This is a genomic window from Xanthomonas codiaei, assembly GCF_002939785.1.
In the GTDB taxonomy this organism is placed as follows: domain Bacteria; phylum Pseudomonadota; class Gammaproteobacteria; order Xanthomonadales; family Xanthomonadaceae; genus Xanthomonas; species Xanthomonas codiaei.
Genome location: NZ_MDEC01000022.1, coordinates 44,257 through 65,723 on the forward strand (window position 1 = coordinate 44,257; position 21,467 = coordinate 65,723).

Genomic DNA, 21,467 nt, shown 5'->3' on the forward strand with positions numbered 1-21,467 from the left:
TATCTAGGTGGTCTACTTGCCTACAACACCTGTTCACGCATCCACTAGGACACTACGATGTCGCCACTTTCCTTCCTGTCCCGCCGCGGCGGAGCCTGCGCCGCCGCGCTGTTGATGACCACCAGCCTGGTATTGGGCGGTTGCAAGGCTGGCGACGGCCAGGCCAAGGCAGCGGACGAAAAGAAGGCCGTGGATGCCGTGCCGGTGGAGGCGACCAAAGCCGCGCGCCGCGCGGTGGCTGCCAGCTACACCGGTACCGCTGCACTGGAGCCGCGTGCCGAAGCGCAGGTGGTGGCCAAGACCTCCGGCGTGGCGCTGGCAGTCATGGTGGAAGAAGGCCAGAAGGTCTCGGCCGGACAGGCGCTGGTGCGGCTGGATCCGGACCGTGCGCACCTGGCCGTGGTGCAGAGCGAAGCGCAGTTGCGCAAGCTGGAAAACAGCTATCGCCGCGCCACCCAGCTGGTGCGCCAGCAGCTGGTGAGCGCAGCCGATGTCGACCAGCTCAAGTTCGACGTCGAAAACAGCCGTGCGCAGCATCGGCTGGCGTCGCTGGAGCTGTCCTATGCCACCGTGCAGGCGCCGATTTCCGGGGTGATCGCCTCGCGCTCGATCAAGACCGGCAACTTCGTGCAGATCAACACGCCGATCTTCCGCATCGTCGACGACTCGCAGCTGGAGGCCACGCTCAACGTGCCCGAGCGCGAATTGGCGACACTCAAATCCGGCCAGCCGGTGACCTTGCTGGCCGATGCGTTGCCCGGCCAGCAGTTCGTGGGCAAGGTGGACCGGATTGCGCCGGTGGTGGATTCGGGCAGCGGCACGTTTCGGGTGGTCTGCGCGTTCGGCAAGGGCGCCGAGTCGCTGCAGCCGGGCATGTTCGGACGCATCCGCATCGATTACGACCAGCGCAAGGACGCCCTGGTGATTCCGCGCCTTGCGCTGCTGGACGATGGCGAACCGGCCGTGTTCGTGGTGCGCAATGGCAAGGCCAACCGGGTGCCGGTGAAGCTGGGCTATGCGGAAGGGCCCTGGCTGGAAGTGCGGCAAGGCCTGAAGGAGGGCGACCAGGTGGTGACCGCCGGCAAGGTGGCGCTGCGCGATGGCACCGCCGTGCAGGTCATCGGCCAGCCGGATCGCAAGCCGGTTGCAGCTACGGCATCGGCAACCGGCAGCGACGGGAAGCGCTCATGAGCGATCACGCTGATCCGCACGGACCCCTGCACGACCTGCATGCGCCACCGTCTGGCGGTGGTGGCCTGGTGGCCTTCGCCACGCGGCGGCGGGTGACCATCGCGATGATCACCGTGACCATGCTGCTGTTCGGCCTGATTGCGCTGCGCAGCCTCAAGGTCAACCTGCTGCCGGACCTGAGCTATCCCACGCTCACCGTGCGCACCGAATACACCGGCGCGGCGCCGGCGGAGATCGAGACGCTGGTGACCGAACCGGTGGAAGAAGCGGTTGGCGTGGTCAAGAACCTGCGCAAGCTCAAGTCGATCTCGCGTACCGGGCAGAGCGATGTGGTGCTGGAATTCGCCTGGGGCACCAATATGGACCAGGCCAGTCTGGAGGTGCGCGACAAGATGGAAGCGCTGTCGCTGCCGCTGGAAACCAAGCCGCCGGTACTGCTGCGCTTCAATCCGTCGACCGAGCCGATCATGCGCCTGGCGCTGTCGCCCAGGCAGGCGCCGGCCTCGGACGCCGATGCGATCCGCCAGCTTACCGGGCTGCGTCGCTACGCCGACGAAGATCTGAAGAAGAAGCTCGAACCGGTGGCCGGCGTGGCCGCGGTCAAGGTGGGCGGCGGTCTGGAAGACGAGATCCAGGTCGATATCGACCAGCAGAGGCTCGCCCAGCTCAACCTGCCGATCGACAACGTGATCACCCGGCTCAAGGAGGAGAACGTCAACATCTCCGGTGGCCGGCTGGAAGAAGGCTCGCAGCGCTATCTGGTGCGCACCGTCAACCAGTTCGTGGATCTGGACGAGATCCGCAACATGCTGGTGACCACGCAGAGCAGCAGCGGCAGCGCCGCCGAAGCGGCGATGCAGCAGATGTATGCCATCGCCGCGTCTACCGGTTCGCAGGCGGCGCTGGCTGCGGCGGCCGAAGTGCAGAGCACCTCGTCGTCGTCCAGCAGCAGCATCGCCGGCGGCATGCCGGTGCGGCTGAAGGACGTGGCGCAGGTGCGCCAGGGCTACAAGGAACGCGAGGCCATCATCCGCCTGGGCGGCAAGGAAGCGGTGGAGCTGGCCATCTACAAGGAAGGCGATGCCAATACCGTGTCCACTGCCGCGGCGCTGCGCAAGCGCCTGGAGCAACTGAAGGCGACCGTGCCGGGCGATGTGGAGATCACCACCATCGAGGACCAGTCGCACTTCATCGAACACGCGATCAGCGACGTCAAGAAGGATGCGGTGATCGGCGGCGTGCTGGCGATCCTGATCATCTTCCTGTTCCTGCGCAATGGCTGGAGCACGTTCGTGATCAGCCTGTCGCTGCCGGTGTCGATCATCACCACGTTCTTCTTCATGGGCCAGTTGGGGCTGAGCCTCAACGTGATGTCGCTGGGTGGCCTGGCGCTGGCCACCGGGCTGGTGGTGGACGACTCCATCGTGGTGCTGGAAAGCATCGCCAAGGCGCGCGAGCGCGGCCTGAGCGTGCTGGAAGCGGCCATTGCCGGTACCCGCGAGGTGAGCATGGCGGTGATGGCCTCCACGCTGACCACCATCGCGGTGTTCCTGCCGCTGGTGTTCGTCGAGGGCATCGCCGGGCAGCTGTTCCGCGACCAGGCGCTGACGGTGGCGATCGCCATTGCGATCTCGCTGGTGGTGTCGATGACGCTGATTCCGATGCTGAGTTCGCTCAAGGGCGCGCCGCCGATGGCGTTTCCGGACGAGCCCAGCCATCCGCAATGGCAGCCCGAGCAGCGCTGGCTCAAGCCGGTGGCAGCCGGCCAGCGCGGCGTCGGGGCGAGCGTGCGTTACGCGTTCTTCGGCGCGGCATGGGCGGTGATCCGGCTGTGGCGCGGACTGGCACGGGTGGTGGGGCCGGTAATGCGCAAGGCCAGCGATCTGGCGATGGCGCCGTATGGCCGCGCCGAGCGTGGCTACCTGGCGATGCTGCCGGCCGCCTTGCGCCGGCCGTGGCTGGTGCTCGGCCTGGCGGCTGCGGCGTTCGTCGGCACGCTGCTGCTGGTACCGCTGCTGGGCGCGGACCTGATTCCGCAGCTGGCGCAGGACCGCTTCGAGATGACGGTGAAGCTGCCTTCCGGCACCCCGCTGGCGCAGACCGATGCGCTGGTGCGCGAGTTGCAGTTGGCGCACGACAAGGACCCGGGTGTGGCCTCGCTGTATGGCGTCAGCGGCAGTGGCACACGGCTGGATGCCAACCCCACCGAAAGCGGCGAAAACATCGGCAAGCTCACCGTGGTGATGGCCGGTGGCGGCAGCCCCGAGGTGGAAGCAGCGGCCACGCAGCGGTTGCGCAGCAGCATGGTCGGGCATCCCGGCGCGCAGGTGGATTTCGCGCGGCCCGCGCTGTTTAGTTTCTCGACGCCGCTGGAAGTGGAGTTGCGCGGGCAGGACCTGAGCGAGCTGGAACGTGCCGGGCAGAAGCTGGCCTCGATGCTGCGCGCCAATGGCCACTATGCGGACGTCAAATCGACGGTGGAAGAGGGTTTTCCGGAAATCCAGATCCGCTTCGACCAGGAGCGCGCCGGTGCGCTGGGGCTGACCACGCGGCAGATTGCCGATGTCATCGTCAAGAAGGTGCGCGGCGATGTGGCTACGCGCTACAGCTTCCGCGATCGCAAGATCGATGTGCTGGTGCGTGCGCAGCACAGCGACCGTGCCAGCGTGGAGGCGATCCGTCAGCTGATCGTCAACCCGGGCAGCAGCCGGCCGGTGCGTCTGGCGGCGGTGGCCGAGGTGATGGCGACCACCGGCCCGAGTGAGATCCACCGCGCCGATCAGACGCGGGTGGCGATCGTGTCGGCCAGCCTGAAGGACATCGACCTGGGTGGTGCGGTGCGCGAAGTCGAGGCGATGGTGCGCAGGGATCCGTTGGCGGCCGGCGTGGGCATGCATATCGGCGGGCAGGGCGAGGAACTGGCGCAATCGGTGAAGTCGCTGCTGTTCGCGTTCGGGTTGGCGATCTTCCTGGTCTATCTGGTGATGGCCTCGCAGTTCGAATCGCTGCTGCATCCGTTCGTCATCCTGTTCACCATCCCGCTGGCGATGGTGGGCGCGGTGCTGGCGCTGCTGATGACCGGCAAGCCGGTCTCGGTGGTGGTGTTCATCGGCCTGATCCTGCTGGTGGGCCTGGTGACCAAGAACGCCATCATCCTGATCGACAAGGTCAACCAGTTGCGCGAAGAAGGCGTGCCCAAGCGCGAGGCGCTTATCGAGGGTGCGCGCTCGCGCCTGCGGCCGATCGTCATGACCACGCTGTGCACCCTGTTCGGCTTCCTGCCCCTGGCGGTGGCGATGGGCGAGGGCGCGGAAGTGCGCGCGCCGATGGCCATCACCGTGATCGGCGGCCTGCTGGTGTCTACGCTGCTGACCTTGCTGGTGATCCCGGTGGTCTACGACCTGCTGGATCGCCGTGCCGATGCCTACTACCTGGAACGTGGCCGGCGCATGGCGCGTCGGCAGGCGCCGGAAAGCGAGCATGGCGACGGACTGGAGGCGGTATGAGCGTTGCCGCCTTCAGTATCCGTCGCCCGGTCACCACCATCATGTGCTTCGTCTCGCTGGTGGTGGTGGGGCTGATCGCCGCGTTCCGGCTGCCGCTGGAGGCGCTGCCGGACATCTCTGCGCCGTTCCTGTTCGTGCAGTTGCCGTACACCGGCTCCACTCCGGACGAGGTGGAGCGCAACCTGGTACGGCCGGCCGAAGAAGCCTTGGCCACGATGACCGGCATCAAGCGCATGCGCTCTACCGCCACCGCCGACGGCGCCAACATCTTCATCGAGTTCAGCGACTGGGACCGCGACATCGCCATCGCCGCATCGGACGCACGCGAGCGGCTGGACGCCATCCGCGACGACCTGCCGGACGATCTGCAGCGCTTCCATATCTTCAAGTGGTCCAGCAGCGACGAGCCGGTGCTCAAGGTGCGCCTGGCCAGCCAGACCGACCTGACCGGCGCTTACGACATGCTCGACCGCGAGTTCAAGCGGCGCATCGAGCGCATTCCCGGCGTGGCCAAGGTGGAGATTTCTGGCGCACCGCCAAACGAGGTGGAGATCGCGATCGCGCCGGACCGGCTCACCGCGCACGACCTCAGCCTCAACGACTTGAGCGAGCGCCTGGGCAAGCTCAATTTCTCGGTGTCGGCCGGGCAGATCGACGACAACGGCCAGCGCATCCGCGTGCAGCCGATCGGCGAGCTGCGCGATCTGCAGGAACTGCGCGAGTTGGTACTCAATGCCAAGGGCCTGCGCCTGGGTGATATCGCGCAGGTGCGCCTGAAGCCCACGCGCATGAACTACGGGCGGCGGCTGGATGGGCGCCCCGCGATCGGCCTGGATATCTACAAGGAACGCAGCGCCAATCTGGTGGAAGTCTCGCGGCTGGCCTTGAAGGAAGTCGAAGACATCCGCGCGGAACCGGCGATGCGCGACGTGCAGATCAAGGTGATCGACAACCAGGGCAAGGCGGTGACCTCGTCGCTGGCCGAACTGGCCGAGGCCGGCGCGGTCGGCCTGTTGCTGTCGATCACGGTGCTGTTCTTCTTCCTGCGGCACTGGCCCTCGACCCTGATGGTCACGCTGGCGATTCCGATCTGCTTTGCGATCACCCTGGGCTTCATGTACTTCGTCGGGGTCACGCTCAACATCCTGACCATGATGGGGCTGCTGCTGGCGGTGGGCATGCTGGTGGACAACGCGGTGGTGGTGGTGGAGAGCATCTACCAGGAACGCGAGCGCCTGCCGGGCCAGCCGCAGCTGGCGGCCTTGCTGGGCACGCGCAGCGTGGCGATCGCGCTCAGCGCCGGCACCCTGTGCCACTGCATCGTGTTCGTGCCGAATCTGTTCGGCGAGACCAACAACATCAGCATTTTCATGGCGCAGATCGCGATCACCATTTCGGTGTCGCTGTTGGCCTCGTGGTTGGTGGCGATCAGCCTGATCCCGATGTTGTCGGCGCGCATGAAGACGCCGCCGATGGTGACCTCCGAGCGCGGCGTCATCGCCAGGCTGCAGCGGCGCTATGCACGCATCCTGGCGTGGACGCTGGCGCACCGCGGCTGGAGCGTCACCGGCATCATCCTGATCAGCGTCATCAGCCTGGTGCCGATGAAGCTGACCAAGGTGGACATGTTCGGCGGCGATGGAGGCAACGAGGCCTTCATCCAGTACCAGTGGAAGGGCTCGTACACGCGCGAGCAGCTGGGCGAGGAGATCGGCCGTGTGGAGAATTACCTCGAAGCCAATCGTGCCAAGTACCACATCACCCAGATCTATTCGTGGTTCAGCGAGGTGGAAGGCAGCAATACGGTGGTGACCTTCGACGCAAGCAAGGTGAAGGATCTGCCTCCGCTGCTGGAGAAGATTCGCAAGGAACTGCCGCGCTCGGCGCGCGCCGACTACAGCATCGGCAACCAGGGCGATGGCGGCAACGGCAACCAGGGGGTGCAGGTGCAATTGGTCGGCGATTCGACCGAGGCGCTGAAGTCGCTGGCCGACGATGTGGTGCCGTTGCTGGCGCAGCGCAAGGAACTGCGCGACGTGCACGTGGATACCGGCGACCGCACCAGCGAACTGGCGATCCGCGTCGACCGCGAACGCGCCGCGGCGTTCGGCTTCAGCGCCGAGCAGGTGGCCAGTTTCGTGGGCCTGGCGCTGCGCGGCACGCCGCTGCGCGAGTTCCGGCGTGGCGACAACGAGGTGCCGGTGTGGGTGCGTTTTGCCGGCGCCGAGCAGAGCAAGCCGGAAGACCTGGCGGGCTTCACCGTGCGCACCAAGGACGGCCGCAGCGTGCCGTTGCTGAGCCTGGTGGACGTGCAGATCCGGCCCGCCGCCACCCAGATCGGCCGCACCAACCGCCAGACCACGCTGACCATCAAGGCCAACCTGGCCGAAAAGGTCACCATGCCGGAAGCGCGCGCGGCGATGGAAAAGCCGCTCAAGGCGATGAGCTTCCCGGCCGGCTACAGCTATACCTTCGACGGCGGCGACTATCAGGACGACGGCGAGGCGATGGGCCAGATGGTGTTCAACCTGGTGATCGCGCTGGTGATGATCTACGTGGTGATGGCGGCGGTGTTCGAGTCGCTGCTGTTCCCGGCGGCGATCATGAGCGGCGTGCTGTTCTCGATCTTCGGGGTGTTCTGGCTGTTCTGGATCACCGGCACCTCGTTCGGGATCATGTCCTTCATCGGCATCCTGGTGTTGATGGGCGTGGTGGTGAACAACGGCATCGTGATGATCGAGCACATCAACAACCTGCGCCGCCGCGGCATGGGCCGCACCCAGGCGCTGGTGGAAGGCTCGCGCGAGCGGTTGCGGCCGATCATGATGACGATGGGTACCGCCATCCTGGCGATGGTGCCGATCTCGCTGACCAGCACCACCATGTTCAGCGACGGCCCGCCGTACTTCCCGATGGCCCGTGCCATCGCCGGTGGCCTGGCGTTTTCCACCGTGGTGAGCCTGCTGTTCTTGCCCACCATCTACGCCATTCTCGATGACATGAGCAACGGCGCCGCTGCGCTGGTGCGACGTGCGCGTGGTGTGCCGAAGGCACTGCCTGCGAACGCCGCGTTGGAGTCTTGAAATCAACCGTGCTGAAGTATTGAACGACGTGAGGCGGCTGAAGCCCCTCTCCCGTCGGGAGAGGGGTTGGGGTGAGGGTGCGGTTTCCCGGTTCGTGCCAAGCATGCGGCTGTCAGACACTGACTTCGGCAGCAGGCGGCAGCGCGGCCGGGCATCGGCTTTTCGGCGCGGCAGACATCCTGTCTGACGCGCCGTCGCGGCACATCCTTGTGCCGCTCTCCGCCAATCCCCAGCCACGCTGCCGCCTCGGTTTGTCATTGCCATGGCTTCTGACAACAACAGTCGCGTGGCCAGCGATGCTTCGAAAGGTCCCTGTCAGCCTACGATCGAGCACTGGGGTAGGCGTTGCTACGCAGGAATACCTGATCCACAACCCTTGTTGAGACGATCAACACGTCCTTTCCGGCGCGCAGATCCAGACAAGCACGGTCATCAAGTCGTCCGACGAAGCGCCCAGCACATCAGCCAGCCCGCACCTGCCGCACGATCGCCGCGGCCTTGGCCGAGCTGTCCTTGACCTTGTCCCACTGGCCCTGGGCCAACCACTCCTTGGGCACCATCCACGAACCGCCGATGCAGACCACATTCGGCTGCGACAGAAACTCGGCCGCGTTGGCTTCGCTGATGCCGCCGGTGGGGCACAGCTTGAGCTCGGACAGCGGGCCGGCCAGGCCCTTGAGCATCTGCAGGCCGCCCACCGCAGTGGCCGGGAACAGCTTGCATACGCGGAAACCCAGGCCCATCAGGGTCAGCAGCTCGGTCGGCGTGGCGGCACCGGGCACCGCCGGGATCGGCGCATCGGCCAGCAGGCGCGCCAGCGGGGCCGGCGTGCCGGGAGTCACCAGGAAGTCCGCACCGGCATCCACCGACTGCCGCAGCTGCAGTTCGCTCAACACCGTACCGGCGCCGATCACGATATTGGGCAGTTCGCGCTTGAGCATGGCCAGCGCATCGATCGCCACCGGCGTGCGCAGGGTCAGCTCGATGGCGGGCAGGCCGCCTTCCAGCAGCGCGTCGGCGACGCGGCGTGCCTGGTCCAGCGTATCGACGGTGACCACCGGCAGGATGCCGGCGTCGCGCAGCAGCTGTTCGGCGGTGTTCTGGGTCTGGGCAATCGTCATTGCAACTCCATTAGACGGCGGCCGCCAAAGCGGCCGCGCAGAGGGAAGGGGTCAGGCGTCCTTGGACTCGTGCGGTGCAGCGGCGGCAGCGGCATCGGCGCCCAGTTCGTATTCGGCGTCGTAGCTCCACAACGCGCCATCCGGATGGGTCGGGCCGCAGGAAATGGAGATCGCGCCCTGGTCGGCCGGGCCGACCACCTGACGGTTGATGCCGAACAGGTTGCGGCCCAGATCGTTGCCGGCCACCGCGGTGTTGGGCGCCACCTCGCGCGAGGCCCATTCTTCGGCCGACACCAGCACTTCCAGGGTGCCGGCTTCGCCGTCCAGGCGCACGATGTCGCCTTCGCGCACGCGCCCGATCGGGCCACCACGTGCGGCCTCGGGGGTCAGGTGAATGGCCGCCGGGAACTTGCCGGAGGCACCGGACAGGCGGCCGTCGGTCACCAGCGCCACGCGTCGGCCCTGGTTCTGCAGCAGGCCCAGCAACGGCGCCATCGAATGCAGCTCCGGCATGCCGTTCGCCCGCGGGCCCTGGTAGCGCAGCACCACCACGAAGTCGTGCGGCAGCACGCCGGCGGCATGCAGCTTGTTGAGCACCTGCGGGGTGTCGATCACCACGGCAGGTGCCTCGATCTTGCGGTGCTGCGGCTTCACCGCCGACAGCTTGATCAGCGAGCGGCCCAGGTTGCCGCGCAACAGTCGCAGGCCGCCCTGCGATTCGAACGCATCGCTGACCGGGCGCGCGACGCTGTCGTCGGCGGTGGTCGCAGTGCCGGGCACGTATACGACCTTGCCGTCCTGCAGGCGCGGCTCGTTGACATAGATGCGCATGCCACCCTCGACCACGGTGGGCAGGTCGTCGTGCATGTAGCCGGCATCCATCAGTTCGCGGAACACGAACGCGGTGCCGCCGGCGGCCTGGAAGCGGTTTACGTCGGCTTCGCCGTTGGGGTAGACGCGGGTCAGCAGCGGCACGGTCTGCGAGATCAGGTCCATGTCGTCCCAGGTCAGCACGATGCCGGCCGCACGCGCCACCGCGATCCAGTGGATGGTGTGGTTGGTCGAGCCGCCGGTGGCCATCAGCGCGACCACCGCGTTGACGATGGCGCGTTCGTCGATCAGGCGGCCGAACGGGCGGAAGTCCTGGCCCAATGCCGAGATCGCCAACGCGCGCGCGGTGCCCTCGCGGGTCAGCGCATCGCGTAGCGGCTGTTCCGGATTGACGAACGAGGCGCCGGGCAGCTGCACGCCCATCGCTTCGAGCAAGACCTGGTTGGAATTGGCGGTGCCGTAGAAGGTGCAGGTGCCGGGCGAGTGGTAGGACGCCGATTCGGCTTCCAGCAGCTCGGCGCGGGTGGCTTCGCCGGCCGCATAGCGCTCGCGCACCTCGGCCTTCTGCTTGTTCGGAATACCGGGCGTCATCGGGCCGGCCGGCATGAAGATCGCCGGCAGGTGCCCGAATGCCAGCGCGCCGATCAGCAGGCCCGGCACGATCTTGTCGCATACGCCCAGGTACACCACGCTGTCGAACATGTCGTGGCTCAGGCCGATCGCGGCAGCTTGGGCGATGTTGTCGCGCGAGAACAGCGACAGCTCCATGCCGGCGCGGCCCTGGGTGACGCCGTCGCACATCGCCGGCACCCCGCCGGCCACCTGCGCGGTGGCGCCGAGCGCGCGCGCGGTGTCGCGGATCAGCTGCGGGTAATGCTCGAACGGCTGGTGCGCCGACAGCATGTCGTTGTAGGCGGTGATGATGCCCAGGTTGGGCGTGGCCGCGCCGCGCAGACGCGATTTGTCGGTGGGCTCGGAGGCCGCAAAACCATGCGCGAGATTGCCGCAGCTCAACCGGCTACGGAATGGACCCTCACGCAGGGCGGCCTCGATGCCGGCCAGATAGGCCGCACGCGAAGGCGCGCTGCGCTTGCGGATGCGGTCGGTGACAGCTTGGATGTTCGGATGCAGGCTCATTGGCTACCGGCTATGAGAAACGGGGGGGTGTGGTGCGTGGACGTGGAATTCTGCAGGTCTGCGCGGCGGCTGGAACGGGCATGGGGTCACCGAAGCGGCATGCGCCTACCCACAATTCTGCGCGCGCCCTGCAGCGTGCTGGCTGCTGCAGGAGGGCGCCATCGCGGGCATGCCGTAGCGTGCAACCGCGCGACGCATCAAGCGCACCAGTGCACACGCAGCTTGGGGCCCGGCTGCTGCAAGGCCACGCGGATCGGGTACTGGCTGATGTCGTCGCCGGCCAGCGCCGCGGCCAGCACGTCGAGCTTCTGCTTGCCGCGCAACAGCAACAGCCGGCTGGGGATCGGCGCCAGCCCCGCCGGGGTCAGGGTGATGCGCAGCGGCCATTGATTGGCGCCCGGACAACCGGTGGCATCCAGGGACGCGTACGGCTGCGGGCTGGCGAGCGCTTTCGGCAGCTCGGTCGAGCCGGGGAACAGCGAGGCGGTGTGGCCGTCGCCGCCCATGCCCAGCACCGCCAGGCAGGCCGGTTCGGCGTGGGTGGCCTGCAGGTTCGCGGTGTGCACGCATTCGGGCAGTTGCTTGCCCGGGCGAACCAGCGGGATGAAGGTGGCTGCCGGCGCATGGGCCAGGAAGCTGTGCTTCACCAGCCAGGCATTGCTGTCCTTGTCCTGCGGCGAGAGCCAGCGCTCATCGACCAGGCCCACCTCCACCCGCGACCAATCCAGCGGACGATGCGCCAGCGATTCGTAGACCGGCGCAGGCGTGGTGCCGCCGGAGAGCAGCATGCGCGCCTGGCCGCGGCGCGAGATCTCCCGTTCCAGCAGCTCGGCCATTTCGCTGGCCACCGCTTCGGTCCATTCGGCCGGGTCCTCGTAGCGCACCAGGGTGATGCGCGGGTCGTCCTGCGGGCTCATCGTTGTTCTCCTGGATGCTGCCGTTCGGCATCCACGGCATACGCCGCGGCGCCCAGCAGGCCGGCGTGGGGGTGCATGACCGCCAGCGAGGGCACCTTGGACATGATCGCGGAGAACCGGCCCTTGTGCTCGAAGCGCTGGCGAAAGCCGGAATGCTGCAACGAATCCAGCACCTTGGGGACCAGTCCGCCAGTCAGGAAGACACCGTCCCACGCACCCTGCATCAGCACCATGTCGCCGGCGATGGCACCGAAGATGGCGCAGAACAGATCGATGGTGCGCGACGAGCGCGGGTCGCCGGCGGCGGCGCGGGCGGTGATGTCCTTGGGCTGCAGCGGGCCCGGGTCGACCCCGGCAATCTCGCTCAACGCGCGATGGATGTTCACCAAGCCCGGGCCGCAGATCAGCCGCTCGTTGGAGACCCGGCCGAACTGCTCGGAAAGGATTTCCAGGATCCGGATTTCTTCCGGCGTGCCCGGTGGGAAGCTGACATGGCCGCCTTCGGTTTCCAGCGGAAAACAGCGCCCGTTGCGGATGATCAGGCCACCGACGCCCAGCCCGGTGCCCGGGCCGATCACGCCGTAGTTGCGCGGCTGATCGATCGGCGCCGGCCGCCAGCTGGCGCCACCGACCTGCACCACGTCCTGCGGGCGCAGCAGGCTGATGGCCATGGCCTGCGCGGCGAAATCGTTGATCAGGTGCAAGGTGCTGAAACCGAGCATGCTGGCGGTGCGCGTGCGCGAGATCACCCAGGGGTGGTTGGTGATGCGCGCCTCGTCGCCATCCACGCGCCCGGCCACCGCGAACACGCCCTTGGTGGCCTGCACGCCGATCTGGTCGAGGTAGTAGCGCGCCGCTTCACCGAGCGATGCGAACTCCACAACCGCGAATTCGCGCGAGGTGTCGTCCAGCAACGGTACCGAGGCATCGACATCGGCCAGCGCGAAGCGCGCATTGGTTCCGCCGATATCGGCAACCAGCACCGGCTTGGAAGGAGCGGTCATGCGTTGTTTCCCTGTGCATCGGTGGCGGGGGGCAGGAACGGTGCGGCGGTGTCCGGGCCCCAGCTGCCGGCCGGGTAGGGCTGCAGCGGAAGCTGGGCCGCGGCCCAGGCATCGCTGACGCTGTCGATCCAGGCCCAGGCGGCCTTGACCTCGTCGTCGCGCACGAACAATGCCGGGTTGCCGTTGAAGGCATCGACGAACAGGCGCTCGTAGGCGATACGGCGGTGCAGGCCGGTGGGCACCGACAATTCCAGTTCCAGCGGCTGCAGCTCGATCGCGCCCCATTCCGGGCCGGCCAGGCTGCTCATCAGGCCCAGCTCGATGTTTTCCTGCGGCTGCAACTGGAAGGTGAGGCGGTTGGGCACTGCGTTCTGCCGGTCGGGACGCTCGAACAGCCAATGCGTCACCGGCTTGAGCGTCACCACGATGCGGGTGGAGCGCTCGGCCAGGCGCTTGCCGGTGCACAGGTGGAATGGCACCCCGGTCCAGCGCCAGTTGTCGATATGCGCGGTCACCGCGACAAAGGTTTCCACCTCGCTGCCTTCCGGCGGGTGGTAGGCCTGCGCGGGCTGGCCGTTGATGGTGCCGGCGGTGTAGCGGCCGCGCACGCTGTCATGGGCGGCATGCTCGGCGGTCATCGGGCGCAGCGCGCGCAGTACCTTGACCTTCTCGTCGCGGATGCGGTCGGCTTCCAGCGAGGCCGGCGGCTCCATCGCCACCAGGCAGAGCAGCTGCAGGATATGGCTCTGCACCATGTCGCGCAGCGCGCCGGAGCGGGCGTAGTAGGCGTCGCGCCCGTCCACGCCTTCGCTTTCGGCCACCAGGATCTGCACCGATTCGATATAGGTACGGTTCCAGACCGCCTCGAGCAGGGTATTGCCGAAGCGCAGCGCCACCAGGTTCTGTACCGCCGCCTTGCCCAGGTAATGGTCCAGGCGGAACACGCGGTCTTCGTCGATCAGCGCGCCGATCGACTGCAGGATCTCGCGGGCGCTGTCCGAGTCGTGGCCGATCGGTTTTTCCAGCATCAGCCGGTGTGGCGCGGCCAGCGCGCCCCCCAGGGCCAGGCCCTGGCAGGTGCTGATGTACAGGCCAGGCGGAATCGCCAGGTAGCTCACGATGCGGCGGCTTGCCAGCTCGCGGACCGCATCGGCCACCGACTCGGCATTGCGCAGGTCCACCGAACGGTAATCGATCCGCTGCAACAGCGCGGCGATCTGCTCGGGCGTGGCGATCGGCAGCGCTTCGGTCAGTCGCGGGCGCAACACCTCGCGGAACGCCTCGGTGTCGTGCGGCGACAACGCCAGCGCACGCACGCGGAAGTCCTCCGGCAACAGGCCATCGACGAACAGCCGCAGCAGGGAAGGAAACAGGTAGCGCTGGGCGAGATCGCCGGTGGCGCCGAACAGGATCAGGGTGTTGTGCATGGATCGCGTTTCGGATTCTGGGGACATCGTTATCAGCGGCTTGGCGGAAAGGCGCCGGGGTGCCGGCGGTCGGTACGTCTGTTCCTGAGCGACACTTGCGTGCCCGCAGCGGGGGATGGACGCTGACGCCCAATCCCCGATTGTTGCAGCAACTGGCGGCGAGCGGTTAGCGCATCGGCGGCATAGCTGCCCCTGCGTGGCGGAATGACCGGCTCTGCATGACAGCTGACACCGCGTGAAACAACGGCGTGGGTCGGTTGCGGCATGATTCCTCCCGAGATCGATGTTGCCATGTGAAAACGATTACATGTCAGAATAAACCAATGCATTCGTTTGCAGGAACATTCCGTGCGAATGAGTCGGTCGTCATTGTCATCGGGAGGGCCGAGGGCAGGGCGCATACACAGTTGAGGCCGAACGATGGCGAAAGTGCAGTTGGAAGGTGTCCGCAAGGTCTATGAAAACGGCCAGGTGGCCGTGCAGGGCGCAAGCTTCGAGGTCGCCGATGGCGAGTTGATGGTGCTGGTGGGGCCATCGGGCTGCGGCAAGTCGACCTTGCTGCGCATGATCGCCGGGCTCGAGGACATCAGCGCGGGCACGTTGAAGATCGGCGAGCGCGTGGTCAACGACGTGGCGCCCAAGGATCGCGACATCGCCATGGTGTTCCAGAGCTATGCGCTGTATCCGCACATGACCGTGGCCGAAAACCTGGCCTTCGGGCTCAAGCTGCGTGGCCATCCCAAGCAGGTGATCGCCGAGCGGGTCGCCAATGCCGCCGAGCTGCTCGGGCTGACCCCGATGCTGGACAAGCTGCCCAAGGCGATGTCCGGCGGCCAGCGCCAGCGCGTGGCGCTGGGGCGGGCGATGGTGCGCGAATCGTCGGTGTTCCTGCTCGACGAGCCGTTGTCGAACCTGGATGCCAAGCTGCGCCACAGCGTGCGCACCGAGATCGCACAGCTGCACCGCAAGCTCGGCACCACCATGATCTACGTCACCCACGATCAGGTCGAAGCGATGACGCTGGGCCAGCGCATCGTGGTGCTCAAGGATGGCGTCATCCAGCAGATCGACAGCCCGATGGCGCTGTACGACCGCCCGGCCAACCTGTTCGTGGCCGGTTTCCTGGGCAGCCCGGCAATGAACGTGCTGCAGGGCAGGCTGGATGATCAGGACGGCCTGCATCTGGTGATGGCCGATGGCTGGCGCGTGCCGTTGGGTGCTGCGCAGGTGGATCGCCGCTGGTTCGGTCAGGACGTGATCGTGGGCGTGCGACCGGAGCATCTGCAGCCCTCCAGCGACCCTGCGCTGGGGTTCGAGGCGCGTATCGAGGTGATCGAGCCGGTGGGCAACGAGATCTTCCTCAACCTGGATCGCGGCGGCCAGCCGCTGGTGATCCGCGTCGCGCCGCAGGCCTTGCCGGCGGTCGGCCAGCCATTGCGCCTGGCGCTGCGCAGCGATGCGCTGCATTTCTTCGACCCGGCCACCGGCGAGCGCCTGACAGACGCGGCTGCCTGAGCACTGCTTCTGGCTGCCGGAATCTCAGCGCCGGCGGCGGAGCGACGCCGGTCCGCATCGCCGCGGGGCAGCGACGGCTGCGCCACGCAGGCCTGGTCACGTCGATTGCCAGTGCAGCGGTTCGAGAACTCACGGCCCCGACTCAGCGGGTCCGGCTCAGCGAGTGTCGCAGTAGGTCCGCTCAGCGGGTCAGGCCGGGCACCGTCTGCAGCAATAGGGCAGGGGCATCCCTGGCCTTCAATGCCATGCCATCGCCGATCGTCAGTTCCAGTGGCAGCACGGCCAGGGCCAGGGTACCGGCGGCGCTGACAACGGTGCCTACCTCGGCGCCGTCCAGGCTGATCGCATCGCCCGGCGCGACGGCAGCGTCGGTGTCGAGCAGTTGCACCGCGCGCTTGGCCTTGCCGAGGAAGTGCGTGCGCGCCACGATTTCCTGCCCTGGATAGCAGCCCTTCTTGACGCTGAAAGCCTGCAGGCGGTCCAGCGCCAGTTGCTGCGGGGTCCACTGCTCGCGCTGCGTCTGCGGCAGGCGCACCAGCCCCAGTTGCAGGTCGGCGCGACGCCATTGGGCGTCAATGCCGGGCACATCGATAGGCGCAGTCAATGCATCGCCTGTCAGCAGCACCAGCGTACGCGGCAGGGTGCTGCCGCCGAAATCCAGTTCGATGCGCTGCGCTGCGATGGCCGCCTGCGCGCCGCGCGCCTGTTGCGGTGCCTGGAAGCCGCCGTAGGCCGCAGGCGTGGCGAGCTCGATCTTCAGCTTGCGCCGGAACACGAAACGCCCCAGCTGCGCGGCGATCTCGGCCGCGTTGCCGTCGGGCAGCAGCATCAGCAGGTGGGTGTCGTCCTCACGCAGGAGTGCGAAGATGGCGATCACGCGCCCCTTCGCCGTCAACCACGCATTCCATTGCCACTGCCCGATCGCCAGCGCCAGTACGTCGTTGGCAAATTGCGCATGCGCGAACGCCACTGCATCCGTCCCGATCAGGCGGACGTATTGCATGTCGTGCAGGGAGCCAAAACCCTGCGGAATAAGATTCAGGTTGTCAGCCACGGAAGGGGAGGACTAAAATCGCAACGTTGTGAGACCACTATGATAGGCCATCCAACCCCCACGCCATTGCAGGATTCCGAGACGCAGCCTTCCTCTCAGGAGCACATTCCCGAGAAGCAGCCCCTGCCCAAAGAGATCGGTGGGCGCGACGGCCCCGAGCCGACGCGCTATGGCGACTGGGAGAAAAATGGACGCTGCATCGATTTTTGAGCAGCTTTTAGCCACAGCGGCCTAGTGCCGCCCAGCCGAGATAACGAGCCCAGCGAATGGCGATCCGCGAACGTCCCACTTCCCCACATCTGCAGGTATATCGCTGGCAGATCCAGATGGCGACCTCGATCCTGCACCGAGCCACCGGCGTCATTCTTTCCGGAGGGGCGCTGGTCATTGCCGTCTCCCTGCTGGTATTGATGCTTGGGCAGGACCATTGGTCGTGCCTCACCCAGCATCTTGGCGCCTGGTATGGCCAGCTGTTCCTGTTCGCATGGTCATGGGCCTTCGCCTATCACCTGTCCAACGGCATCCGCCACATCGTGCAGGATTTCGGCTACGGCTTCAGCATTCCCGCCTTCGTGCGCAGCAGCTGGACCTCGGTGATCTCCAGCCTGGTGATCACCGCCGCGATCTGGGCCTATGTCTTGACCGGAGCCGCCGCATGAGCCGTTACCGTACCCCGTTGAAGACCGTGCGCGGCCTGGGCGCCGCCAAGACCGGCACCGAGCATTTCGTGCTGCAGCGCCTGACCGCCACCGCGCTGGTGGTGCTGGCGATCTGGTTCGTGGTGTTCGTGCTGAGCCTGCTCGGCTCGGACTACCCAACCGCGGTCGCGGCCGTGTCCAAGCCCTGGAATGCAGTCTTGCTGGTGGGTTTCCTGGTGGCGATGTTCTGGCACGCGCAGCTCGGTCTGCAGGTCGTGCTCGAGGACTACATCCACAATTCGCTGCTGGCACTGGCGTTGCAGACAACGGTGAAGTTCATCGCCGTGCTTGGCGCGATCGTCAGCATTTTCGCAGTGGCGCGCATCGCGCTGGGCGGTGCCTGAGTCATCGGGCGCATAGAACAGGAATCCAGATTAGATGTCCGCTTACAAGATCACTGAACACAAGTACGACATGGTCGTGGTGGGGGCCGGCGGTGCCGGTCTGCGCGCGACCTTCGGCCTGGCCCAGAAAGGCCTGCAGACGGTCTGCCTGACCAAGGTCTTCCCAACCCGCTCGCACACCGTGGCCGCGCAGGGCGGTATTTCCGCCGCGCTCGGCAACATGGGCGAGGACGACTGGCGCTACCACTTCTACGACACCATCAAGGGGTCGGACTGGCTGGGCGACCAGGACGCCATCGAGTACATGTGCCGCGAGGCGATTCCGGCCATCATCGAGCTCGAACATTACGGCGTGCCGTTCTCGCGCACCGAAGAGGGCAAGATCTACCAGCGTCCCTTCGGCGGCATGACCACCAAGTACGGCGAGGGCCCGTCCGCGCAGCGCACCTGCGCCGCGGCCGACCGTACCGGCCACGCCATGCTGCACACGCTGTACCAGCAGTCGCTGGCGCACAACGCGCGTTTCATGATCGAGTATTTCGCGCTCGACCTGATCTTCGACGACGAAGGCGTCTGCCGCGGCGTGCTCGCGCTGGACATGGCCGAAGGCTCGCTACACCTGTTCCGTGCGCAGGGCGTGGTGCTGGCCACCGGCGGTTACGGTCGTGCCTATTTCAGTGCCACCTCGGCCCACACCTGCACCGGCGACGGCGGCGGCCTGGTGATGCGTGCCGGCCTGCCGATGCAGGACATGGAGTTCGTGCAGTTCCATCCCACCGGCATCTACGGTGCGGGCTGCCTGATCACCGAAGGCGTACGCGGCGAAGGCGGCATCCTGCGCAACAGCAATGGCGAGCGCTTCATGGAGCGCTATGCACCGCATTACAAGGATCTGGCCTCGCGCGACGTGGTGTCGCGTTCGATGACCATCGAGATCCGCGAAGGCCGCGGCGTCGGCGAGCACAAGGACCACATCCTGCTCGACCTGACCCATCTCGGTCCGGAAGTGATCAACGACAAGCTGCCCGGCATCGCCGAGAGCGCGCACATCTTCGCCGGCGTGGACGTGGCCAAGCAGCCGATTCCGGTGCTGCCGACCGTGCACTACAACATGGGCGGCATCCCCACCAATTACCACGGCGAAGTGGTGCGCAAGCAGGGCGACAACCCGGATGCGGTGGTCCCCGGCCTGTACGCCATCGGCGAGGCGGCCTGCGTGTCGGTGCACGGCGCCAACCGTCTGGGCTCCAACTCGTTGCTGGACCTGGTGGTATTCGGCCGCGCGGTGGCCAACCGGTGTGCGGAAACCATCAAGACCAACCAGCCGCACAAGCCGCTGCCGTCCGATGCCTGCGACAAGGCGTTGGGCCTGCTGGACAAGTTGCGCCACGCCAACGGCTCCACGCCGACCTCGGTGATCCGCGACAACATGCAGCGCACCATGCAGTCGGACGCTGCGGTGTTCCGTACCAGCAAGACGCTGAAGGAAGGCGTGGACAAGATGGCGCAGATTTTCGCCACCTTCGAGGACGTCAAGGTGTCGGACCGTTCGCTGGTGTGGAACTCGGACCTGATCGAGACCTACGAGTTGAACAACTTGCTGCTCAACGCCGTGGCGACAATCAACTCGGCCGAGCAGCGCAAGGAAAGCCGCGGCGCGCATGCGCACGAGGACTTCCCCGAGCGCGACGACGTCAACTGGCAGAAGCACACGCTGGTCACCGTGGACGACAAGGGCAAGTGCGATTTCGAGTATCGCCCGGTCCACATGTACACGCTGAGCAAGGAAGTGGATGTGGTTCCGCCGAAGCCGCGCGTCTACTGATCGTCGATGCCGATGCCGATGCCGATGCCGATGCCTGATACCGCCCCCATGACCCGATCGACCCAGCGCGTGGTGCGTACGGACGTTGCGGTTGCATGGTGCGGAGCAGGCCTGACGCAGGTGCGGCGCCGGCAGCGTGCCGGCGGCCGCGCCACCGTATCGGTGGTGGCATCCATCGTTTTCAATTTCATGCGCACGGTGCGGTCTTCGCTCGCACCGCGCGTCGCCTGAGCCAACGAGAGCAGCTATGGCAGAGTTCACCCTCCCCAAGAATTCCAAGATCGGCAAGGGCAAGCATTACCCTGCTCAAGGCGCCAAGAACACACGTACCTTCAAGGTCTATCGCTGGGATCCGGATGGCGAGGCCAATCCGCGTACCGACAGCTACGAGATCGATCTGGACAAGTGCGGCCCGATGGTTCTGGACGCGCTGATCAAGATCAAGAACGAGATCGACCCGACCCTGACCTTCCGCCGCTCTTGCCGCGAAGGCATCTGCGGTTCGTGCGCGATGAACATCGACGGCACCAATACGCTGGCCTGCACCAAGGCCATCGCGGCCTGCGGCAAGGCCGAGGTGCCGATCTACCCGTTGCCGCACATGGATGTGATCAAGGACCTGGTGCCGGACCTGACGCATTTCTACGCGCAGTACGCCTCGATCAAGCCGTGGATCCGCACCCAGACCCCGGCGCCGCCGGACCGTGAGCGCCTGCAGTCGCCCGAAGACCGCAAGAAGCTCGACGGCCTGTACGAGTGCATCCTGTGCGCCTGCTGCTCGACCAGCTGCCCGAGCTACTGGTGGAACGGCGAGCGTTACCTGGGCCCGGCGATCCTGCTGCAGGCCTACCGCTGGATCATCGACTCGCGCGATGAAGACACCGGTGCGCGCCTGGACGACCTGGAAGATCCGTTCAAGCTGTATCGCTGCCACACCATCATGAACTGCGCGCGCACCTGCCCGAAGGGATTGAATCCGGCATTGGCCATTGCCGAGATCAAGAAGCTGATGATGGCGCGTCGCGCCTGATCGCACGGCAAGGCGGTCCCGCCAGGGCGGGATGAGGTTCGCAGCGGCACCGGCCTCCAGGTCAGGTGCCGCTGTCGTTTTCGGCCTGCCGCAGGGCGGGGTGGAGAGAAAAATGGATGAAGACACACTGCTGAAGAAGTTGCGCTGGCGCTGCCGGCGCGGCATGCGCGAGCTGGATCAATTGTTCGGCCGTTATCTGGACCGACGCTGGGCGCAAGCGCCGGCGGCAGAGCGCGCGGTTTTCCTACAGTTGCTGGATTGCGAAGACGATAAGTTGTGGCGCTGGTTCATGGGATACGAGGCCTGCCCGGATGCCGCCAACGCCGCACTCATCGCCGATATCCGCGCCATGCCGGCTTGAATGGCGGCCTTCGCGCGCACTTGCCTGCGCGCTGGCGTTGATGGCGCTATTGGCCCAGTGCGCGGTATGGCGCTGCGGCGCGCCGATCTGGGCGGGACTGTTGTTGTCCGCTTGTGCGGTGGTGCTGGGCACGCGTTCGCTGCGCCAGCTGTTGCGCTCGCCGCCACGTCAATTGGTGGTGCCATGGAGCGATGCGCCCGCCAGCGTCGATGGGGAACGGGTGGAGGATCTGCAGGTCAGCTGGCGCGGACCGATTGCGGTGGTGTCCTGGCAGGGCACGGGTCAATGCCGTGGCCGGCTGCTTTTCTGGCCGGACACCCTGCCGGCAGCGCAGCGACGTGAACTGCGTCTGGCCGCACAGGCGCACGCGATTTCGTCCCGGGCGCTGCAAGTGGCACCATAGCGTCCCTTTTCCGGTTGAAC

At 66.5% G+C, this 21,467-nt stretch carries 18 protein-coding genes; 12 read left to right on the forward strand and 6 right to left on the reverse strand.

Translation table 11 applies throughout. From position 1 onward, the window contains the following. Positions 1 to 57: 57 nt before the first annotated feature. The 3 genes from XcodCFBP4690_RS15415 to XcodCFBP4690_RS15425 are packed head-to-tail and all read left to right on the forward strand — an operon-like array spanning position 58 to position 7,780. Positions 58 to 1,191 carry an efflux RND transporter periplasmic adaptor subunit gene (locus XcodCFBP4690_RS15415; RefSeq protein WP_167394651.1) on the forward strand — a complete coding sequence of 378 codons (1,134 nt, stop codon included), beginning with the start codon at positions 58 to 60 and terminating at the stop codon, positions 1,189 to 1,191. Beyond that, positions 1,188 to 4,697, forward strand: coding sequence for an efflux RND transporter permease subunit (locus tag XcodCFBP4690_RS15420; RefSeq protein WP_104542160.1), 3,510 nt, complete (start codon positions 1,188 to 1,190; stop codon positions 4,695 to 4,697). The genes XcodCFBP4690_RS15415 and XcodCFBP4690_RS15420 overlap by 4 nt, the downstream gene beginning before the upstream one ends. Beyond that, the gene (locus XcodCFBP4690_RS15425) at positions 4,694 to 7,780 is read left to right on the forward strand and encodes an efflux RND transporter permease subunit (RefSeq protein WP_104542162.1); all 3,087 of its coding nucleotides are present in this window, start codon (positions 4,694 to 4,696) and stop codon (positions 7,778 to 7,780) included. The genes XcodCFBP4690_RS15420 and XcodCFBP4690_RS15425 overlap by 4 nt, the downstream gene beginning before the upstream one ends. Before the next feature lie 461 nt (positions 7,781 to 8,241). Here the strand turns inward: XcodCFBP4690_RS15425 and XcodCFBP4690_RS15435 are convergent, their stop codons facing one another. The 5 genes from XcodCFBP4690_RS15435 to zwf all read right to left on the reverse strand — a co-directional run bounded on the left by XcodCFBP4690_RS15435 (position 8,242) and on the right by zwf (position 14,217). Then, positions 8,242 to 8,901: a bifunctional 4-hydroxy-2-oxoglutarate aldolase/2-dehydro-3-deoxy-phosphogluconate aldolase gene (locus XcodCFBP4690_RS15435; protein WP_104542166.1), complete on the reverse strand. Its 660-nt coding sequence runs from the start codon at positions 8,899 to 8,901 to the stop codon at positions 8,242 to 8,244. Positions 8,902 to 8,952: 51 nt separating this feature from the next. After that, positions 8,953 to 10,869, reverse strand: coding sequence for a phosphogluconate dehydratase (gene edd / locus XcodCFBP4690_RS15440; RefSeq protein ID WP_104542168.1), 1,917 nt, complete (start codon positions 10,867 to 10,869; stop codon positions 8,953 to 8,955). Positions 10,870 to 11,066: 197 nt separating this feature from the next. Further along, complete coding sequence (gene pgl / locus XcodCFBP4690_RS15445) at positions 11,067 to 11,786, reverse strand: 6-phosphogluconolactonase (RefSeq protein WP_104542170.1); 720 nt, start codon at positions 11,784 to 11,786, stop codon at positions 11,067 to 11,069. After that, entirely contained in the window at positions 11,783 to 12,790 is a 1,008-nt protein-coding gene (gene glk / locus XcodCFBP4690_RS15450) for a glucokinase (RefSeq protein ID WP_104542172.1), read from the reverse strand. Before glk ends, pgl begins: the two co-directional genes overlap by 4 nt. Continuing rightward, complete coding sequence (gene zwf, locus XcodCFBP4690_RS15455; RefSeq protein ID WP_104542174.1) at positions 12,787 to 14,217, reverse strand: glucose-6-phosphate dehydrogenase; 1,431 nt, start codon at positions 14,215 to 14,217, stop codon at positions 12,787 to 12,789. The genes glk and zwf overlap by 4 nt, the downstream gene beginning before the upstream one ends. A 420-nt stretch (positions 14,218 to 14,637) precedes the next feature. On the opposite strand from zwf, the gene XcodCFBP4690_RS15460 reads away from it, so the two are divergent. After that, on the forward strand, positions 14,638 to 15,732 hold the full coding sequence (locus tag XcodCFBP4690_RS15460; protein ID WP_104542176.1) for an ABC transporter ATP-binding protein: 1,095 nt from the start codon (positions 14,638 to 14,640) through the stop codon (positions 15,730 to 15,732). 181 nt (positions 15,733 to 15,913) lie between these two features. Here XcodCFBP4690_RS15460 and ygfZ read toward each other — a convergent pair whose 3' ends face one another. Further along, positions 15,914 to 16,786 carry a CAF17-like 4Fe-4S cluster assembly/insertion protein YgfZ gene (ygfZ, locus tag XcodCFBP4690_RS15465; protein WP_104542178.1) on the reverse strand — a complete coding sequence of 291 codons (873 nt, stop codon included), beginning with the start codon at positions 16,784 to 16,786 and terminating at the stop codon, positions 15,914 to 15,916. Between ygfZ and XcodCFBP4690_RS22920 the strand changes: the two genes are divergently transcribed. From XcodCFBP4690_RS22920 to XcodCFBP4690_RS15505, 8 genes are all read left to right on the forward strand, one after another. Beyond that, the gene (locus XcodCFBP4690_RS22920) at positions 16,688 to 16,996 is read left to right on the forward strand and encodes a DUF1674 domain-containing protein (RefSeq protein ID WP_244183678.1); all 309 of its coding nucleotides are present in this window, start codon (positions 16,688 to 16,690) and stop codon (positions 16,994 to 16,996) included. The two genes, ygfZ and XcodCFBP4690_RS22920, sit on opposite strands and share 99 nt — an antisense overlap. A gap of 56 nt (positions 16,997 to 17,052) precedes the next feature. After that, positions 17,053 to 17,445, forward strand: a complete 393-nt coding sequence (gene sdhC / locus XcodCFBP4690_RS15475; protein ID WP_104542180.1) for a succinate dehydrogenase, cytochrome b556 subunit — start codon at positions 17,053 to 17,055, stop codon at positions 17,443 to 17,445. After that, positions 17,442 to 17,828, forward strand: a complete 387-nt coding sequence (sdhD, locus tag XcodCFBP4690_RS15480; RefSeq protein WP_104542182.1) for a succinate dehydrogenase, hydrophobic membrane anchor protein — start codon at positions 17,442 to 17,444, stop codon at positions 17,826 to 17,828. The genes sdhC and sdhD overlap by 4 nt, the downstream gene beginning before the upstream one ends. A gap of 34 nt (positions 17,829 to 17,862) precedes the next feature. Then, a complete protein-coding gene (gene sdhA / locus XcodCFBP4690_RS15485; protein WP_104542184.1) occupies positions 17,863 to 19,653 on the forward strand; it encodes a succinate dehydrogenase flavoprotein subunit in 1,791 nt (596 codons plus the stop codon). A gap of 18 nt (positions 19,654 to 19,671) precedes the next feature. Next, positions 19,672 to 19,884, forward strand: coding sequence for a hypothetical protein (locus tag XcodCFBP4690_RS23455; protein ID WP_104542242.1), 213 nt, complete (start codon positions 19,672 to 19,674; stop codon positions 19,882 to 19,884). A 16-nt stretch (positions 19,885 to 19,900) separates the two neighbouring features. Then, positions 19,901 to 20,683, forward strand: a complete 783-nt coding sequence (locus XcodCFBP4690_RS15495) for a succinate dehydrogenase iron-sulfur subunit (protein ID WP_104542186.1) — start codon at positions 19,901 to 19,903, stop codon at positions 20,681 to 20,683. A 112-nt stretch (positions 20,684 to 20,795) separates the two neighbouring features. Then, the gene (locus tag XcodCFBP4690_RS15500; protein WP_104542188.1) at positions 20,796 to 21,044 is read left to right on the forward strand and encodes an FAD assembly factor SdhE; all 249 of its coding nucleotides are present in this window, start codon (positions 20,796 to 20,798) and stop codon (positions 21,042 to 21,044) included. Beyond that, positions 20,995 to 21,447 (forward strand): protein YgfX, encoded by a 453-nt coding sequence (locus XcodCFBP4690_RS15505; protein ID WP_104542190.1) that lies wholly within the window; start codon positions 20,995 to 20,997, stop codon positions 21,445 to 21,447. The genes XcodCFBP4690_RS15500 and XcodCFBP4690_RS15505 overlap by 50 nt, the downstream gene beginning before the upstream one ends. Positions 21,448 to 21,467: the final 20 nt, after the last annotated feature.

What these genes read in the sequence shown, in the direction of transcription:
- XcodCFBP4690_RS15505 (WP_104542190.1), top strand. Translation starts at nt 20,995, where the DNA reads ATGCCGCCAACGCCGCACTCATCGCCGATATCCGCGCCATGCCGGCTT.
- XcodCFBP4690_RS15415 (WP_167394651.1), top strand. Translation starts at nt 58, where the DNA reads ATGTCGCCACTTTCCTTCCTGTCCCGCCGCGGCGGAGCCTGCGCCGCC.
- XcodCFBP4690_RS15460 (WP_104542176.1), top strand. Translation starts at nt 14,638, where the DNA reads ATGGCGAAAGTGCAGTTGGAAGGTGTCCGCAAGGTCTATGAAAACGGC.
- XcodCFBP4690_RS15435 (WP_104542166.1), bottom strand. Translation starts at nt 8,901, where the DNA reads ATGACGATTGCCCAGACCCAGAACACCGCCGAACAGCTGCTGCGCGAC.
- sdhC (WP_104542180.1), top strand. Translation starts at nt 17,053, where the DNA reads ATGGCGATCCGCGAACGTCCCACTTCCCCACATCTGCAGGTATATCGC.
- XcodCFBP4690_RS15495 (WP_104542186.1), top strand. Translation starts at nt 19,901, where the DNA reads ATGGCAGAGTTCACCCTCCCCAAGAATTCCAAGATCGGCAAGGGCAAG.
- glk (WP_104542172.1), bottom strand. Translation starts at nt 12,790, where the DNA reads ATGACCGCTCCTTCCAAGCCGGTGCTGGTTGCCGATATCGGCGGAACC.
- sdhA (WP_104542184.1), top strand. Translation starts at nt 17,863, where the DNA reads ATGTCCGCTTACAAGATCACTGAACACAAGTACGACATGGTCGTGGTG.
- edd (WP_104542168.1), bottom strand. Translation starts at nt 10,869, where the DNA reads ATGAGCCTGCATCCGAACATCCAAGCTGTCACCGACCGCATCCGCAAG.
- sdhD (WP_104542182.1), top strand. Translation starts at nt 17,442, where the DNA reads ATGAGCCGTTACCGTACCCCGTTGAAGACCGTGCGCGGCCTGGGCGCC.
- XcodCFBP4690_RS23455 (WP_104542242.1), top strand. Translation starts at nt 19,672, where the DNA reads ATGCCGATGCCGATGCCTGATACCGCCCCCATGACCCGATCGACCCAG.
- XcodCFBP4690_RS22920 (WP_244183678.1), top strand. Translation starts at nt 16,688, where the DNA reads ATGCGCGAACGCCACTGCATCCGTCCCGATCAGGCGGACGTATTGCAT.
- pgl (WP_104542170.1), bottom strand. Translation starts at nt 11,786, where the DNA reads ATGAGCCCGCAGGACGACCCGCGCATCACCCTGGTGCGCTACGAGGAC.
- XcodCFBP4690_RS15425 (WP_104542162.1), top strand. Translation starts at nt 4,694, where the DNA reads ATGAGCGTTGCCGCCTTCAGTATCCGTCGCCCGGTCACCACCATCATG.
- XcodCFBP4690_RS15500 (WP_104542188.1), top strand. Translation starts at nt 20,796, where the DNA reads ATGGATGAAGACACACTGCTGAAGAAGTTGCGCTGGCGCTGCCGGCGC.
- zwf (WP_104542174.1), bottom strand. Translation starts at nt 14,217, where the DNA reads ATGCACAACACCCTGATCCTGTTCGGCGCCACCGGCGATCTCGCCCAG.
- XcodCFBP4690_RS15420 (WP_104542160.1), top strand. Translation starts at nt 1,188, where the DNA reads ATGAGCGATCACGCTGATCCGCACGGACCCCTGCACGACCTGCATGCG.